We start from the raw sequence: 12,887 nt of genomic DNA, 5'->3' as shown, positions 1-12,887 counted from the left end.
GGCGGGACGGCGGGACGGGTTGAGGATCAGGGCTGGGTCCGCGGGGCGGGTTGGCGCCGAGCGGGGGAGTCCCTGGGTGCTCAGGGTCGGTCGAGGCGGCCGGTGAGCCAGGCGTCGAGCTGGGCGATGGTGGCGTCGGCGGACACATGGTGGATCGCCGACCAGCCGCGCCCGGCGGCGACGACGCAGTTCTCCTCGGTGTCGTCGATCAGCAGGCAGTCGGCGCCGGCTCGCCCGAGCGCCCGCTCGGCCAGCTCGTAGATCGCCGCGTCTGGCTTGCGGACGCCGGCCTCGAACGAGTTGATCGTGCTCTCGAACACCTGGGACACCCCGGGCAGCAGCGCCTCCCGGTGCGGCTCCCATTCGCGGATGCTGTTGGTCAACAGCCCGAGCCGCACCCCGCGCTCCGACAGCTCGACGAGCCGGGCGAGCAGCGCGTTCTCGGCGCGGTGGGCCGCGTACCAGTGCTCGCCCATCCGGCCCAGGTCGACCGCTGGTGTCCACTCCGGCGCCAGGGCCGCCGCCATCTGGTCTCCCCAGTCGCGTTCGCTGAGCAGGCCGAGCTCCAGCGGGCCGAGCCCGGTAAGGCCGTGGGCCGCGGCGACGTCCTCCATCGCCGCGAGCAGGACGGCGGCCGGGACACCGGCGGCGGCGACCACCCGCCCCAGCGCGTTGGCGACCGGCGAGGTGAGCACCCCGCCGAAGTCGCACCACACCACCGGTCCGCCAGCCGGCCCACCGGCGGGCGCGTCGCCCGCCTCGGCCACGCGGTTCTGGACCGGTTGCCGCGGCTCAGTCACTGTTGGCCTCACTGTCAGGGCCACCCGCCGCGCCGGCAGGCGCCGGGGTGGTGGCTTCCGCGGGGGCCGGCAGACGCCGGCCGCTGTCGGCGTCGAACAGGTGCAGGCGCCGGACCGGCACCCGGACCCGCAGCCACGTGCCGACCACCGGCGGGGCCGACCGGGACGGCACGGTCACCGTCCAGTCGCCGGCGAGCGAGACGCAGTGCGCCACCGCGGCGTCACCCGTGAACTCGACGATGTCGACCCTGCCGAGCAGGGTCAGGCCGTCGCCGTCGCCGTCGCCGTCGCCGTCCGCTCCGTCGCGGGCGACCGTTCCCTCTCCGACGCCCGCTCCTTCCCCGACGCCCGCTCCCCCGCCGGCGCCCAGGCTGGTCTGGCCGTGCTGGGTGAGGTGGTGGTCGGCGGGGCCGAACTCGGGGAGATCGGATTCGGCGAGACCATCGCCGGACGGCACMGTCTCGGCGATGCCGTCGCCCGGGCGCCAGCCCAGCAGGACCCGCGGCGTCGCCCCGGCCTCGCCGCCGTCGACCCGCCACGGCAGCCCGGCGCGCAGGCCAGGCGCGGCCAGCAGCGTCGCCCCGCCGGCCCGCGCCTCGACGTCGACCGGGTGCAGGTTCATCGGCGGGCTGCCGAGGAACGTCGCCACGAAGGTGTCCGCCGGCTGGTGGTAGACCAGCGCGGGCGGGCCGGCCTGCGCCACCCGGCCGGCGTTCATGACCACCAGGTAGGTGCCCATCGAGAGGGCCTCCAGCTGGTCATGGGTGACCAGCACGACCGTGTTCGCGAGCTCGCGGTGCAGCCGGACCAGCTCGGCCCTGGCGTGCTGGCGCAGCTGGGCGTCGAGCGCGGACAGCGGCTCGTCGAGCAGCAGCACGGCGGGGCGGCGCACGATCGCCCTGGCGAGCCCCACCCGCTGGCGCTCACCGCCCGACAGCTGCCCGGGCCGCCGACTGCGCAGCTCGCCGAGGCGGAGCAGGTCCACGGCCTCGGTGACCCGCTGGGCGATCTCCGCCCGCCCTGGTCCAGCGTGATGGCGGCGCCCGGTCCAGCGGCGGCGCCGGGACTCGAGCGTCAGGCCGAAGCCGATGTTGCGCTCGACGGTCAGGTGCGGGTACAGCGCGAAGTCCTGGAACACCATCGACACGCCACGCTCGCCCGGGGGCAGGTGGGTGACGTCGACGCCGTCGACGACGACGCGGCCGGCCTCGGGTGTCTCCAGCCCGGCGACCAGGCGCAGCCCGGTCGACTTGCCGCACCCGGACGGCCCGACGAGCACCGTGAAGCTCCGCGGCGGCAGCTCGAGGCGCCCCACGTCGAACGCCAGCCGGCCGCCGTAGCTCTTGGCGACACCGTCGAACAGGATCCCCGCCGCGGTGTCGCCCGCCGCGACGGCGCTGTCCGCCGCCACGGCGTTGTCCACCGCCACTGTGTCGTCCGCGGTCGCCGCCACCGCGCCGGTCGCCGCCACGGCGGGCGCGCGGACAGCGCCGTCGCCGTCGCCGTCGACGGGGACGGGGACGGGGACGGGGACGGAAGCGGGCACGGCCCGCGCGGGCATGGTCTGGTGGGTCATGGCGCTCACCGCAGTCCGGAGTGGAGGAAGGCGTCGGTGATGCGACGCGATGCCAGGGCGTAGATCAGCGCGATCGGGATGGTGGCGAGCATCGCGCCGGCGAGCAGCGGGCCGTACTCGGGGCCTTCCTGGTTCTGGAAGAGCTGCAGGCCCATCTGCACGGTGGTGTGCTCCGGGCTCGGCGCCACCAGCGCCGGCCACAGGAACTCGTTCCAGGTGGTGATGAACACGACGATCGCGACGGCGCCGAGCGCGGGGCGCAGCAGCGGCAGGACGACGTGGCGCAGGATCTCCCCGTCGGTCGCGCCGTCCAGGGTCGCCGCCCCCAGCAGGGTGGCCGGAACCGTGAGGATGTGCTGGCGCAGCAGCAGCACCGCGAGCGAGCAGGTCGACAGCTGCGGCACGATCAGGCCGACGAACGTGTCACGCCAGCCCAGCCGGGCYACCAGCAGGAAGTCCGGAATGATCAGCGCCTGCGGCGGCACCACCAGCGCGACCAGCACCAGGGCCGACACGAAGCGCTGCCCCCGGCGGGCGTACCGGACGAACGACCAGCCGGCGAGCACCCCGGCCAACAGGTGCAGCACGGTCACCCCGGCGGCGGTCACGAACGAGTTGAGCAGCAGCCGCCAGATCGGGAACGCGTCGATGGCCGCCCGGTAGTTGGCCAGCGTCGCCGGGATCGGCAGCGGGCTCGAGTCGTAGACGTCGGCCGTCGGCTTGAACGAGGTGTTCAGCGCCCACAGCGTCGGGAACAGCATCGCGAGGACGACGGCGACGAGCACCCCGTGGCGCCCCGCCGCCCGCGCCGCGCGCCACGGCCGGCGGCCGCGCCGCGCGACCGGTCCCCGAGCCGCCGCGGCGCCGCCCGTGGGGTTCTCGGTCGCCGGGCGCCTGGGAATGGGCTGCCGTCTCAAGGGAGTCGCGGTGGCGAGCGCGGCGGAGCTCGCTCCGTCGGCGGCGGTGACCGCGGGTGCGGTCCGGTCAGCCGGTGGCACGGCGCCTCCGTGGCAGGCTCACGACGGCGAACGCCAGCGCCAGGCCCCCGACGATCATCATCGCGGCGGCGGCGCCGGTGCCGGCGTCGAAGAAGGTGAACGCGTACTGGTACAGGCGGAAGTAGACGTTGTCGGTGGTGTCGTCCGGGCCGCCATCGGTGAGCACGACGATGTTCGTGAACGTCCACTGGCCGGCGAACACCGCGCACAGGAACGCGAGCAGCGCCGTCGTCCTCACCAGTTGCGGCACGACGAGATGGCGGGTGATCTCCCACTCGGTGGCGCCGTCGACCCTGGCGGCGTCGAGCGAGCGCCGGTCAACGCCGGCGAGCGCCGCGCCGTAGAGCAGCAGGTGCATCGCGACGAACTTCGCCGCCGTGATGAGGGTGATGGCCGGCAGGGCGAAGCTCGGGTCGCCCAGCCAGTCCCGCTGGGGCAGCCCGAGGCCGCCGAAGACCTCGTTGACGATCCCGCCGAGCGGGTCCAGCACGAACCGCCAGGACAGGGCGTTCGCGACCGGCGCGAGCATGACCGGCACGAACAGCAGCGACCGGTAGATGCCGCTCGCCCGCCCCGGCCGCTTCCACAGCATGATCGCCAACGCCATCGGCACCACCGTCGCGAACGGCAGCAGCGCGAGCACGTACAGCCCGGTGCGCAGCACGGCGTTGCCGAACTCGGGGTTCTCGACGAGCTGGCGGTAGTTCGTCAGGCCCACGAACTTCGGGTGCGGCGAGATCAGGTCCCAGTCGAGCAGGCTGAGCACCCCGGTGAAGACCAGCGGGCCGTAGACCCACACCGCCAGCGACACCAGCACCGGCGCCTGGAACAGCCATGGCGTGGCGGCGCCGCGCCAGGCGCCAGCCCGCCGCGCCGCCGACGCCGACGCCCGCGGTCCGGACGCTGGCGGCTCGTCCGTGCGCCTGCCCGCCAGAGCATGCCCACGAGGGGCGGGCCTGTCGGCCCGCCCCCTGGGGAGCGCCGGCTGGGCGCCGGCCTCGCTGGTCGTCATCATCAGCCGACCAGTTTCCTGATCTTGTCGGCGACCGAGGACAGGGTCCCGGCCGGGTCGGCGCCGCGCAGCACGATCGGCTCGACGGCGTCGTCCTGCAGGGTCACGACCGCCTCGTTCGCGTGGTCGCTGGGGAAGGAGGTGTAGGGGGTGACGGTCGCCAGCTGGTCCAGCGCCGGCTTGAGCAGCTTCACGGTCGGGGTGTCGGCGAGCTTGGTCTCGATCGTCTTCCGCAGCGGCAGGTAGCCGATCTGCGAGGTGATGATCTCGAAGCCGGCGTCGCTGGTGAGGAACTTGATGAACTCCCAGGCGGCGCGCTGCTTGTCCGGGTCCTTGGCGAGGATCGCGAGGCCCGCGCCCGAGTAGGTGGGCCGCGCCGGCGTGCCGGCCTTGACCTGCGGGAACGCCGCGGTGGTGAGGGTGAAGTGCCCCGCGGCCGCCTGCTGAGCGCTGACGAGCAGGGCGGTGCTGCCGACGAGCATCCCCATCTCGCCCTTGGTGAACGAGGCGACGGCGGCGGTGGTGTCGACCTTGGGCATGGCGCCGGACGAGGTCAGCCCGGCGACCGCGGTCAGCGCGTCGACGGCCGGCTTCTGGTCGAGGGTCACCGACCCGTCGGACCCGACCAGCGAGCCGCCGGCCGAGGCGATGACGGACTGGGTCAGGTAGTCCGACTTGCCGCTGTCGACGACCGCGACGTAGGCGCCTTCCTTGCCGGTCGCCTTCTTGATCGCCAGGCCGGCGGCGCGGACGTCGTCGAGGGTCTTCGGCGGGTTGGCCGGGTCGAGGCCGGCCGCCTTGAACAGGTCCGCGTTGATGTACATCACCGGGATGGACATCGTGTAGGGCATCGCCGCGACGACGCCGTCCTGGGTGACGGCCTTCATGATCGACGGCGACAGCCCGGCGACGTGCGCGGACCACTCGTCGGCGGGCGCGGCCTTCTGCACGGGGACGACCGGCAGCGTGCGGACGGCCTCGGCCATCTTGCTCCAGCCGATCTGGGCCACGTCCGGCGGCGAGCCGGCGGCCGTGTCGGTCCGCAGCCGGGTCAGCACGTCCGCGACCTTGACGCCCTGGGGCTTGACCGTGATGTTCGGGTGCGCCTTGTGGAAGGCGTCGAGCAGCGACTGGGTGCCCTTGCCGCCGATGCCGGGCGTGCCGTAGTTGTACGACAGGAAGCTGATCGTCACCGGCTTGTCGGCGGTCGGCGTCGCCGCCCCCGTCGCGGCGACCGGCTTCGCGTCATCGGTGGTACCGCCGCAGGCGGCCGCGGCGAGCAGCCCGGCCACGGCCAGCAGTGCGGGAACCAGCCGTGTACCCCACCGCGTTCGCTGTCTCATATGGTCCTGCCCTTTCACGTGGCTTTGTCATGGGAGATCGAGCTGGCTCTCCGGCGGGCGCCGCGGAGCTCTGGCGCTGAGGAACCCCGCGGACGTGATCTGGCCCGCGGACGGTTCAGCCCGCGCGGACGGCGAACTGGCGGCCGGGGTTGGCGAGGTGGACGGGTCCGCCGAACCGGCTGGCGGCCTCCGCGCGCCGGGCCGCGAGCCAGCCGGGGTCGTCGGTGACGAAGTGGGTGAGAACCAGCTGGCCGACGCCGGCGCTCATGGCCGCGTCCCCGGCGTCCAGGGCGCACAGGTGGCCGTGGCCGCTGGGGTCGGGCAGCTCGAGGGTGGCCTCGGCCAGCAGGAGGTCGACGCCGTGCGCGAGATCGAAGAGCGCGTCGGTCACGCCGGTGTCACCGGTGTAGGCGAGTGAGCCCTCGGCCGACTCGACCCGGGTGCCGCAGTTGAGGACCGAGTGCCGCAGCCCGTGCATGCCGATCTTGAGGTCACCGATCGTGAACGTGTCCCCCGGCCGGTACTCGCGCACCTCGAAGGCGACCGAGAAGGCCTTGTCGAGCATCGGGATGGTGGCCACCGGGAAAAGCGAGGCCAACGCCTCGAAGATGGAGCGCCCGCCTTCCGGGACGTAGAGCGGAACGGGCGGGGCAGGTTCCGGGTGCATCTTCTCCGGCAGCGTCGGAAATCGCATCGGATAGCGCACGTGCGCGGCCAGCAGCATCTTTCCCAGAGGCAGCAGGTCATAGCAGTGATCGAGATGCAGGTGACTGATGACGATGCCGTCGAGCTGGTTGGGATGGCCGATCGCGCTCAGCGCCGTCGCCGCGCCCGGCCCGCAGTCCAGCAGAATTTTCGTCGAGGACGTGGAAACCAGGTAGCTAGAGCTGCACCGCCCCCCGGACGGCATTCCGGAGCGGCAGCCGATGACGGTCAGCCACATGTTTCTCGTCCGTTCTTCCGGCGTTTTCAGGCGGGCCAGGAGCACGGCGTGCCCCGGCCTCGGCGGAACACGCCGTTCCGCGACGCAGATGCTCTCGCCCCGGAGTGAACGGTCGCAACCTGAATGTTCCGAACGTGTGATTGGCCAGCGCAATCGCCGGTCACGGCGTCACCCGGCACGGCACCGGCACCGGCGCCGGCACCGGCGCCGGCACGGCCGACCCGCACTCCCCTCAGCCGGAGAAAAATGTTCATTATTAATTCCATGGCAGGACGACGAAAGACCCCGGATTATTCACTGGGCGGCGCCGCGCCTGCCGCCTCCCTGGCGCGGCGATGGGCACCGCGGGCCCCGGTGAGATTCTCGGCATCTCGCCCACCCGGGGACACCAAAGATCACCGGCCGGGTATGAGAAGCGAACTCTCATGCCCGGCCGATGATCCTGGCCAGAGGAAGGAGGCCTAACGGCCCGCGGCGGTGGTCGGGCGGACCGGGGCCTGCCGGCTCGCCGGTATCTGGGGCAGGGTGACGTTCGACGGCGCGGCCGGGCCGGACCGCGCTGACCGCGGCACCGCCGACGCTGGGCCGGCCGGCGGTGGTGAGGCGGCCGGCGGCACTGTCAGGGCCGCCGGATCCGTCGGCGAGGGGGTGGGCATCAGGGCCGGTTCGCTGAACGGGCCCGCGGCCTCCAGGCTGGTCAGGAAGGCGCCGACGGCCGGCTGGGGGTCAGGTCGCCAGACCGCGTACACCCCCACCGTCGGCACCGGGTCCACCAGCCGCACCGCTGACAGGCCCTTGGTCGGCACGACGTGCGCGCCGCGGGCCGCGGAGGCGAACCCGACGACGTCCCTGGTCGTGACCACGATGCCGGTCGCGCCCGAGTCGTCGATCTCGTCGTCGATGGTCAGCCGGATGCCGCTGCGGTCGGCGGCGGCGAGGATGGCGTCGTGCATCGCCGGGCTCTGGTCCCGGTGGAACAGCACGCACCGCTGCTGGGCCAGCTCGCGGAAGGCGACCTGCCGCCGCTGCGCCCACGGGTGCTGGCTGCCGACGATGGCCACGAGCGGCACCGTCAGCACCCGCTGTGAGCGCAGCTGCGCCGCGAGCGGCCCGGCGAAGACGAGGGCGATGTCGAGCCTGCCCTCCACCAGTGCCGCCAGCTGCGGACCGCTGCGGGCCTCCCAGAGCTGGGTGGACACGTGCGGGTAGTCGGCGTTGAAGCGGCGCAGCGTCGGTTGCAGGACCCGCTGCCCCGCGGGGAAGTTGAATCCGATCGAGATCGACCCGGTGCGCCCGGACGCGGCCTCTCTCGCCGCGCGCACGGCGCGTGCCGCCTGGTCGAGAACCCGGCGGGCCTCCACCTCGAAGGCCCGCCCGGCAGGAGTGAGCTTCACCTCGTGCGACGTTCGGTTCACCAGCTCCACGCCAATGTCGCGTTCCAGGCGCTGGAGCTGCTGGCTGAGAGACGGCTGAGCCAGATGCAGCCGGGCCGCGGCCCGGCCGAAGTGCAGCTCTTCCGCGATCGCCAGGAAGGAGACGATGTATCGGAACTCCATCTTGCTCTCCATGGCACCCTCCGGCGAACACGCTACCGGCACCGGCTAACTCACGGTGAATCAGGCATGTGAAACGTCGGAAGGCGTGGTGTAAAGCGCCGACTCGCGCCGGTGTGGCGTGCACCACCATCCGGGGAAAGCGCTTGACCGGGCCGGTCATTTCGTATCGGCATCCGAGTCCGCCTCATCGAGGTCCCGCCGTTACCGGCCGCGGATCCCGGCCCTGCCCGGCGGTGGGCACCGTGGCGAGAGAGTGCGGGATGGCCCTCGCGACAATGTATGTGTCACCGGGAGGCGACCGGTCCGCTCCGACCCGCGCCGAGGTATTCGGTCATTGGAGCGCGTCGCGCTTTCCAGCCGGTGAACAGCCGGAGTACCGTTCGGTGAATTCGTTCGCGGCGGACGCCTATGGAGCGGCCGGTCATTGGCCGAGCGGATCGGCCAATTGACGAAGACCCCCAGGCATTGACGGCCGTCAGCATTGCGACAAGCCTTCCCTGATGGCTGGCGTCATCGCCGGCCGGCCCACGCCGGGTTCCTGCCGGCCCGCCTCGGAAACACCTCGCCCGTCCGCGCCCTCGCCGTCGCGGCGGACGGTCGCGGCGGACGAGAGCCGCACGGACAGCCCGCCCCTCGTTATCCCTCCCGCCACTCCCTCCTTTCGCTCCCTCCCTTCGCTCAGCGCCCGGCGGCCCGGCCGTCGCCCCGCCCGCGGTACCACGCGCCGAACACCAGGCGACGCCGGTCACGGCCGCGGGGCCCGGCCCCGGGCAGGTCTCCGGTCAGGCCTGTGGCCGGCCGACGACACGACGCCATGACACGACGTCCGGAAGACAGGAGCGCCGCCCATGCCCGCCACCCGCAGCCAGCCGGCCGCGACGCGGCCGCCCTTGCCTGGCCAGCGCCCAGCCCCGCCCACCGTGGGCCACCAGCCGGCGCCCGACGAGCAGCCGCACGCGACGACGGCCGCGACGCTGCACACCGCCCTCGACCTCGCGGCGGCCCGCGCGCCGGACGCCACGGTCGACTTCCCGAACGAGCGCGAGACCGTGTCGCTGCGCGAGCTCGCCGACCGGTCCAGGACGATGGCGGGCGCGCTCCTCACCGACGGGGTCGCCCACGGCGAGCGGGTGGGCATCCTGGCCACCAACTCGGCGGACTTCCTCACCGCCCTGTTCGCGGTGAGCCGCGCGGGGGCGGCCGCGAGCCCGCTCGCGCTGCCGACGGCCGCCGGCGACCTGGGCGGCTACGCCAGCCGGCTGACGCGCACGTCCGCCGCCGCCGGCATGCGCCGCGTCATCACCGGCCGGCGCCTGTCCGGCGTGCTCGCCCGCCTCGGCGCCGGCCTCGGCGGCCTGCGCCTCCTGCCCGCGAACGAGCTCGCCGCCGCCGGGCTCGCCACGGACGCACCGGGCGGCGGGCGGCTGCCGGAGGTCGGCGCGGACGACGTCGCGATCGTGCAGTTCACCTCGGGCAGCACCGCGCTGCCCAAGGGCGTGGTCCTCACCCACCGCAACGTGCTCGCCGGCATCCGGGCGATCATCACCGGGATCCGGCTCGGCCAGGGCGACCACGGCGGCAGCTGGCTGCCGATGTACCACGACATGGGCCTGTTCGCGACGCTCAGCGCCGTCATGACGGGCATCGACATGACGGTGTGGTCGCCGGCCGCGTTCATCCGCGACCCGGCGCGCTGGCTGCGGGAGTTCCTCGACCGCGGCGGCACCATCTCCCCCGCGCCGAACTTCGCCTACGACCAGCTGGTCGCGGCGGTGGAGCCCGACGAGGTCGCGGGCCTGGACATGCGCGGCTGGCGGGTGGCGCTCAATGGCGCGGAGCCGATCTCGCCGCTCAGCCTCGAGCGCTTCCTCGCGCACTTCGCGCCGGCGGGCTTCGCCCCGGAGCAGATGTTCCCCGTCTACGGGATGGCGGAGGCGACGCTCGCGGTCACCTTCCCGCCGCTGGGGCGAGCGCCGGTGGTGCTGTGGGTGGACCGCGACCGGCTCACGGCCGACGGCGCGGTCGTGCCGGTGGAGCGGGACCATCCGCGAGCCCGCGGGCTGGTCGGCGTCGGCCGGCCCGTCCTCGGCGTGCGCGTCCGTGTCCGCGCCGCGGACGGCGACGGGGCGCCGGGCGGGCAGGGCGTGCTTCCGGCCGCGGCGGCCACCGGCGACGGGGAACGGGTCGGCGAGATCGAGATCAGCGGCACTCCGGTCACCGCCGGCTACGTGACCGCCGGCGGCACGCCGAACGCCACGGCCGCCGAGGACGGCTGGCTGCGCACCGGCGACCTCGGGCTCCTGCGCGACGGCGAGCTGTACGTCACCGGTCGAGCCAAGGAAATGATCATCATTCGAGGCGTCAACTACTATCCGGAGGACGCGGAGCAGGCCGTCCGCGACCTGCCGGGCCTGCACCGCCGCCGCGCGGTCGCCGTCGGCGGGCCGGACGGCCGCCCCGCCGACGGCGGCCCGACGAGCGAAACGGGCGCGGCGGGCGTGGTCATGACGCTGGTGGGTGAGACGTCGCTGACCGAGCCGGCCGCACGGGACCGGCTGGCGGCCGAACTGGCGGCGACCGCCGCCGCCGCGCTTGGGCTTGGGCGCGCGGAGGTGGCGGCCCGGCTCGTCGATCCGGGGACGCTGCCCCGGACGTCGAGCGGCAAGTTCCAGCGCCTCGCCGTGCGCGGCCTGCTCGACCGGGGTGAGCTGTGACCGGCTCCCCCGGCGAGCCGGCCGAGCCGGCCGAGCCGGCGTACCTGCGGGTGCCGTGGTCGGTGCTGGACGACTACCACTGCTTCGGCTGCTCGCCGCACAACCCCCGCGGCCTCGCCCTGCGCTTCACCGCCCGCGACGCGGGCATCGCGACGACGTTCCGGCTCGACCGCGGCCACGAGTCCTACCCCGGCGTCGTCCACGGCGGGATCGTCAGCGTGATCTGCGACGAGACCATGGGCAACCTGATCGTGCTGCGGCTCGGCCGCACCGCGTTCACCACCGGCATGCGGCTGCGTTACCTGGAGCCGCTGCGCGTCGGCGTCGAGTACACCTGCGTCGCCCGGCTGCGCCCCACCGGCGGGCGTGGCCAGGCCGCGCCGCCCGACGGCGCCGCCGGCGGCGCCGAGGGCGGCGTCCTCCAGGCCGAGGCCGAGATCCTCGACGCGGCCGGCGCGCTGCTCGCGACCGCGACCGCGAGCTACCTGCCGACGCCGATCGAGGTCGCGCGCGAGCGCTTCGCGCTGCGCCCGGACGAGGCCGACCGGGTCGTCGCCGCCCTCGACGCCATCGCGTCCGAGGCCGCCGCCCCGGCCGTCTCCCAGGCGGACGCCGCCCCTCGGGTCGTCGCCCACCGGACCGTCGCCCACCAGGACGTCCCTCACCAGCCCGTTCCCCAGCCGGCCGCCGCGCCGGCGGCCGTCACCGACCACCTCAGGGAGCACTGATGTCCACCGCCCAGGCGACCACCACCCATGACGAGATCGTCGCGACCGTGACCGGGATCGTCGCCCAGGAGCTCGGCGTCCCCGCCGAGAGCCTCGCCCCCGACGCCGACCTGCGCTCGGTCGAGGGCGCCGACTCGGTCAAGGTGCTCCGCATGATCGCCAAGGTCGAGCGGGAGTACGACGTCGAGCTCGAGGACGAGCAGGTCTTCGCGGTGAACTCCATCGACGGCGTCGCCACGGTGGTCCTCGACACCCTCGCCCAGGACGCCGCGTGACCACCACGACGACCGCCCCGCCCGGCACGGCGGCGCCCGCCGCCGGCGTGGAGCTCAGCGACACCAACCAGCACTACGACCTGCCCGCCGAGGTCTTCGGCCTGTTCCTCGACCCGCTGCGCAAGTACAGCTCCGGGCTGTACCTCAGCAAGGGCGACACGCTGGAGCAGGCCCAGCTCAACAAGCTGCGCTTCGTCGCCGGCCGGCTCCAGCTCGGCGGCGGCCAGCGGGTGCTCGACGTCGGCTGCGGCTGGGGGTCGCTCACCCTGTTCGTCGCCGACGAGCTCGGCTGCGAGGTGGTCGGGGTCTCGCCGGCCGGCAACCAGCACGCCTACATAGCCGGGCGGGCCGCCGAGCTGGGGCTCGCCGACAGGGTCTCGACCGTGCGGGGCCACTTCGAGACCGTGGACCTGGGCGAGCGCGCGACCGGTGGCTTCGACGCGGTCACCATGCTCGGCTCGATCGTGCACATGCCCGACCTGGACGTCGTCTTCCGCCGCGCCCGCGCGCTGCTGCGCCGTGGCGGGCGGCTCTACGTGTCGGAGAGCTGCTTTCGCAACGCGGCGGCCCGCGCGGCCTTCGACGCGCGGGAGGGCACCCAGTTCGTCCGCTCGGCGATCTTCGGCTGGGGCGACATGCGGCCGCTGTCCGACCTGGTGCGCGCCGCGGAGGACGCCGGCTTCTCCATCGCCAGCGTCGACGACCTCACCGACGACTACCGCCGGACGATCGACGACTGGCTGGTGAACGTCGACGCCGCCACCGACGAGCTCGACGCGATCCGCCCCGGCACGGCGGCCACGCTGCGCCGCTACCTCGAGGTCGCCAACGCCGGCTGGGGCTACACGACCAAGCACTACGCCCTCGTCTGCCGCCGCGCCCGCTGACCCCCGGCACTTCCGCGCCGACTCCTCCGAGGGGTCCCCGCCGATTGGCTCCCGA

Annotated in this window: 11 protein-coding genes; 4 read left to right on the top strand and 7 right to left on the bottom strand. The window is 73.9% G+C overall.

The genetic code is table 11. The features are described from left to right. Positions 1-80: 80 nt before the first annotated feature. The 7 genes from BL253_RS09685 to BL253_RS09655 all read right to left on the bottom strand — a co-directional run bounded on the left by BL253_RS09685 (position 81) and on the right by BL253_RS09655 (position 8,228). The gene (locus tag BL253_RS09685) at positions 81-800 is read right to left on the bottom strand and encodes an HAD-IA family hydrolase (RefSeq protein WP_241834664.1); all 720 of its coding nucleotides are present in this window, start codon (positions 798-800) and stop codon (positions 81-83) included. Beyond that, on the bottom strand, positions 793-2,376 hold the full coding sequence (locus BL253_RS09680; RefSeq protein WP_241834663.1) for an ABC transporter ATP-binding protein: 1,584 nt from the start codon (positions 2,374-2,376) through the stop codon (positions 793-795). The genes BL253_RS09685 and BL253_RS09680 overlap by 8 nt, the downstream gene beginning before the upstream one ends. A 5-nt stretch (positions 2,377-2,381) precedes the next feature. Then, complete coding sequence (locus BL253_RS09675) at positions 2,382-3,374, bottom strand: carbohydrate ABC transporter permease (RefSeq protein WP_241834662.1); 993 nt, start codon at positions 3,372-3,374, stop codon at positions 2,382-2,384. Beyond that, complete coding sequence (locus BL253_RS09670; protein ID WP_241834661.1) at positions 3,361-4,389, bottom strand: carbohydrate ABC transporter permease; 1,029 nt, start codon at positions 4,387-4,389, stop codon at positions 3,361-3,363. Before BL253_RS09670 ends, BL253_RS09675 begins: the two co-directional genes overlap by 14 nt. Then, positions 4,389-5,729 carry an ABC transporter substrate-binding protein gene (locus BL253_RS09665; protein WP_076815580.1) on the bottom strand — a complete coding sequence of 447 codons (1,341 nt, stop codon included), beginning with the start codon at positions 5,727-5,729 and terminating at the stop codon, positions 4,389-4,391. Before BL253_RS09665 ends, BL253_RS09670 begins: the two co-directional genes overlap by 1 nt. A gap of 115 nt (positions 5,730-5,844) precedes the next feature. After that, positions 5,845-6,672: an MBL fold metallo-hydrolase gene (locus BL253_RS09660; protein WP_076815579.1), complete on the bottom strand. Its 828-nt coding sequence runs from the start codon at positions 6,670-6,672 to the stop codon at positions 5,845-5,847. Between the two features lie 461 nt (positions 6,673-7,133). Further along, the gene (locus BL253_RS09655; RefSeq protein WP_081438179.1) at positions 7,134-8,228 is read right to left on the bottom strand and encodes a LysR family transcriptional regulator; all 1,095 of its coding nucleotides are present in this window, start codon (positions 8,226-8,228) and stop codon (positions 7,134-7,136) included. Positions 8,229-9,076: 848 nt separating this feature from the next. Between BL253_RS09655 and BL253_RS09650 the strand changes: the two genes are divergently transcribed. The 4 genes from BL253_RS09650 to BL253_RS09635 are packed head-to-tail and all read left to right on the top strand — an operon-like array spanning position 9,077 to position 12,832. Continuing rightward, entirely contained in the window at positions 9,077-10,942 is a 1,866-nt protein-coding gene (locus BL253_RS09650) for an AMP-binding protein (protein WP_081438162.1), read from the top strand. Next, positions 10,939-11,670 (top strand): PaaI family thioesterase, encoded by a 732-nt coding sequence (locus BL253_RS09645; RefSeq protein WP_076815578.1) that lies wholly within the window; start codon positions 10,939-10,941, stop codon positions 11,668-11,670. Before BL253_RS09650 ends, BL253_RS09645 begins: the two co-directional genes overlap by 4 nt. After that, the gene (locus BL253_RS09640) at positions 11,670-11,945 is read left to right on the top strand and encodes an acyl carrier protein (RefSeq protein WP_076815577.1); all 276 of its coding nucleotides are present in this window, start codon (positions 11,670-11,672) and stop codon (positions 11,943-11,945) included. The genes BL253_RS09645 and BL253_RS09640 overlap by 1 nt, the downstream gene beginning before the upstream one ends. After that, positions 11,942-12,832, top strand: coding sequence for an SAM-dependent methyltransferase (locus BL253_RS09635; protein ID WP_076815576.1), 891 nt, complete (start codon positions 11,942-11,944; stop codon positions 12,830-12,832). The genes BL253_RS09640 and BL253_RS09635 overlap by 4 nt, the downstream gene beginning before the upstream one ends. The last annotated feature ends 55 nt before the right edge of the window (positions 12,833-12,887 follow it).

Source organism: Pseudofrankia asymbiotica (assembly GCF_001983105.1).
Classification (GTDB): domain Bacteria; phylum Actinomycetota; class Actinomycetes; order Frankiales; family Frankiaceae; genus Pseudofrankia; species Pseudofrankia asymbiotica.
Note: the sequence above shows the minus strand (reverse complement) of the source record. Positions and strands in the feature narration are given on the sequence as shown.

Coding starts and splice junctions, on each gene's coding strand:
- BL253_RS09670 (WP_241834661.1), bottom strand. CDS start 4,389: ATGATGACGACCAGCGAGGCCGGCGCCCAGCCGGCGCTCCCCAGGGGG.
- BL253_RS09655 (WP_081438179.1), bottom strand. CDS start 8,228: ATGGAGTTCCGATACATCGTCTCCTTCCTGGCGATCGCGGAAGAGCTG.
- BL253_RS09640 (WP_076815577.1), top strand. CDS start 11,670: ATGTCCACCGCCCAGGCGACCACCACCCATGACGAGATCGTCGCGACC.
- BL253_RS09660 (WP_076815579.1), bottom strand. CDS start 6,672: ATGTGGCTGACCGTCATCGGCTGCCGCTCCGGAATGCCGTCCGGGGGG.
- BL253_RS09650 (WP_081438162.1), top strand. CDS start 9,077: ATGCCCGCCACCCGCAGCCAGCCGGCCGCGACGCGGCCGCCCTTGCCT.
- BL253_RS09665 (WP_076815580.1), bottom strand. CDS start 5,729: ATGAGACAGCGAACGCGGTGGGGTACACGGCTGGTTCCCGCACTGCTG.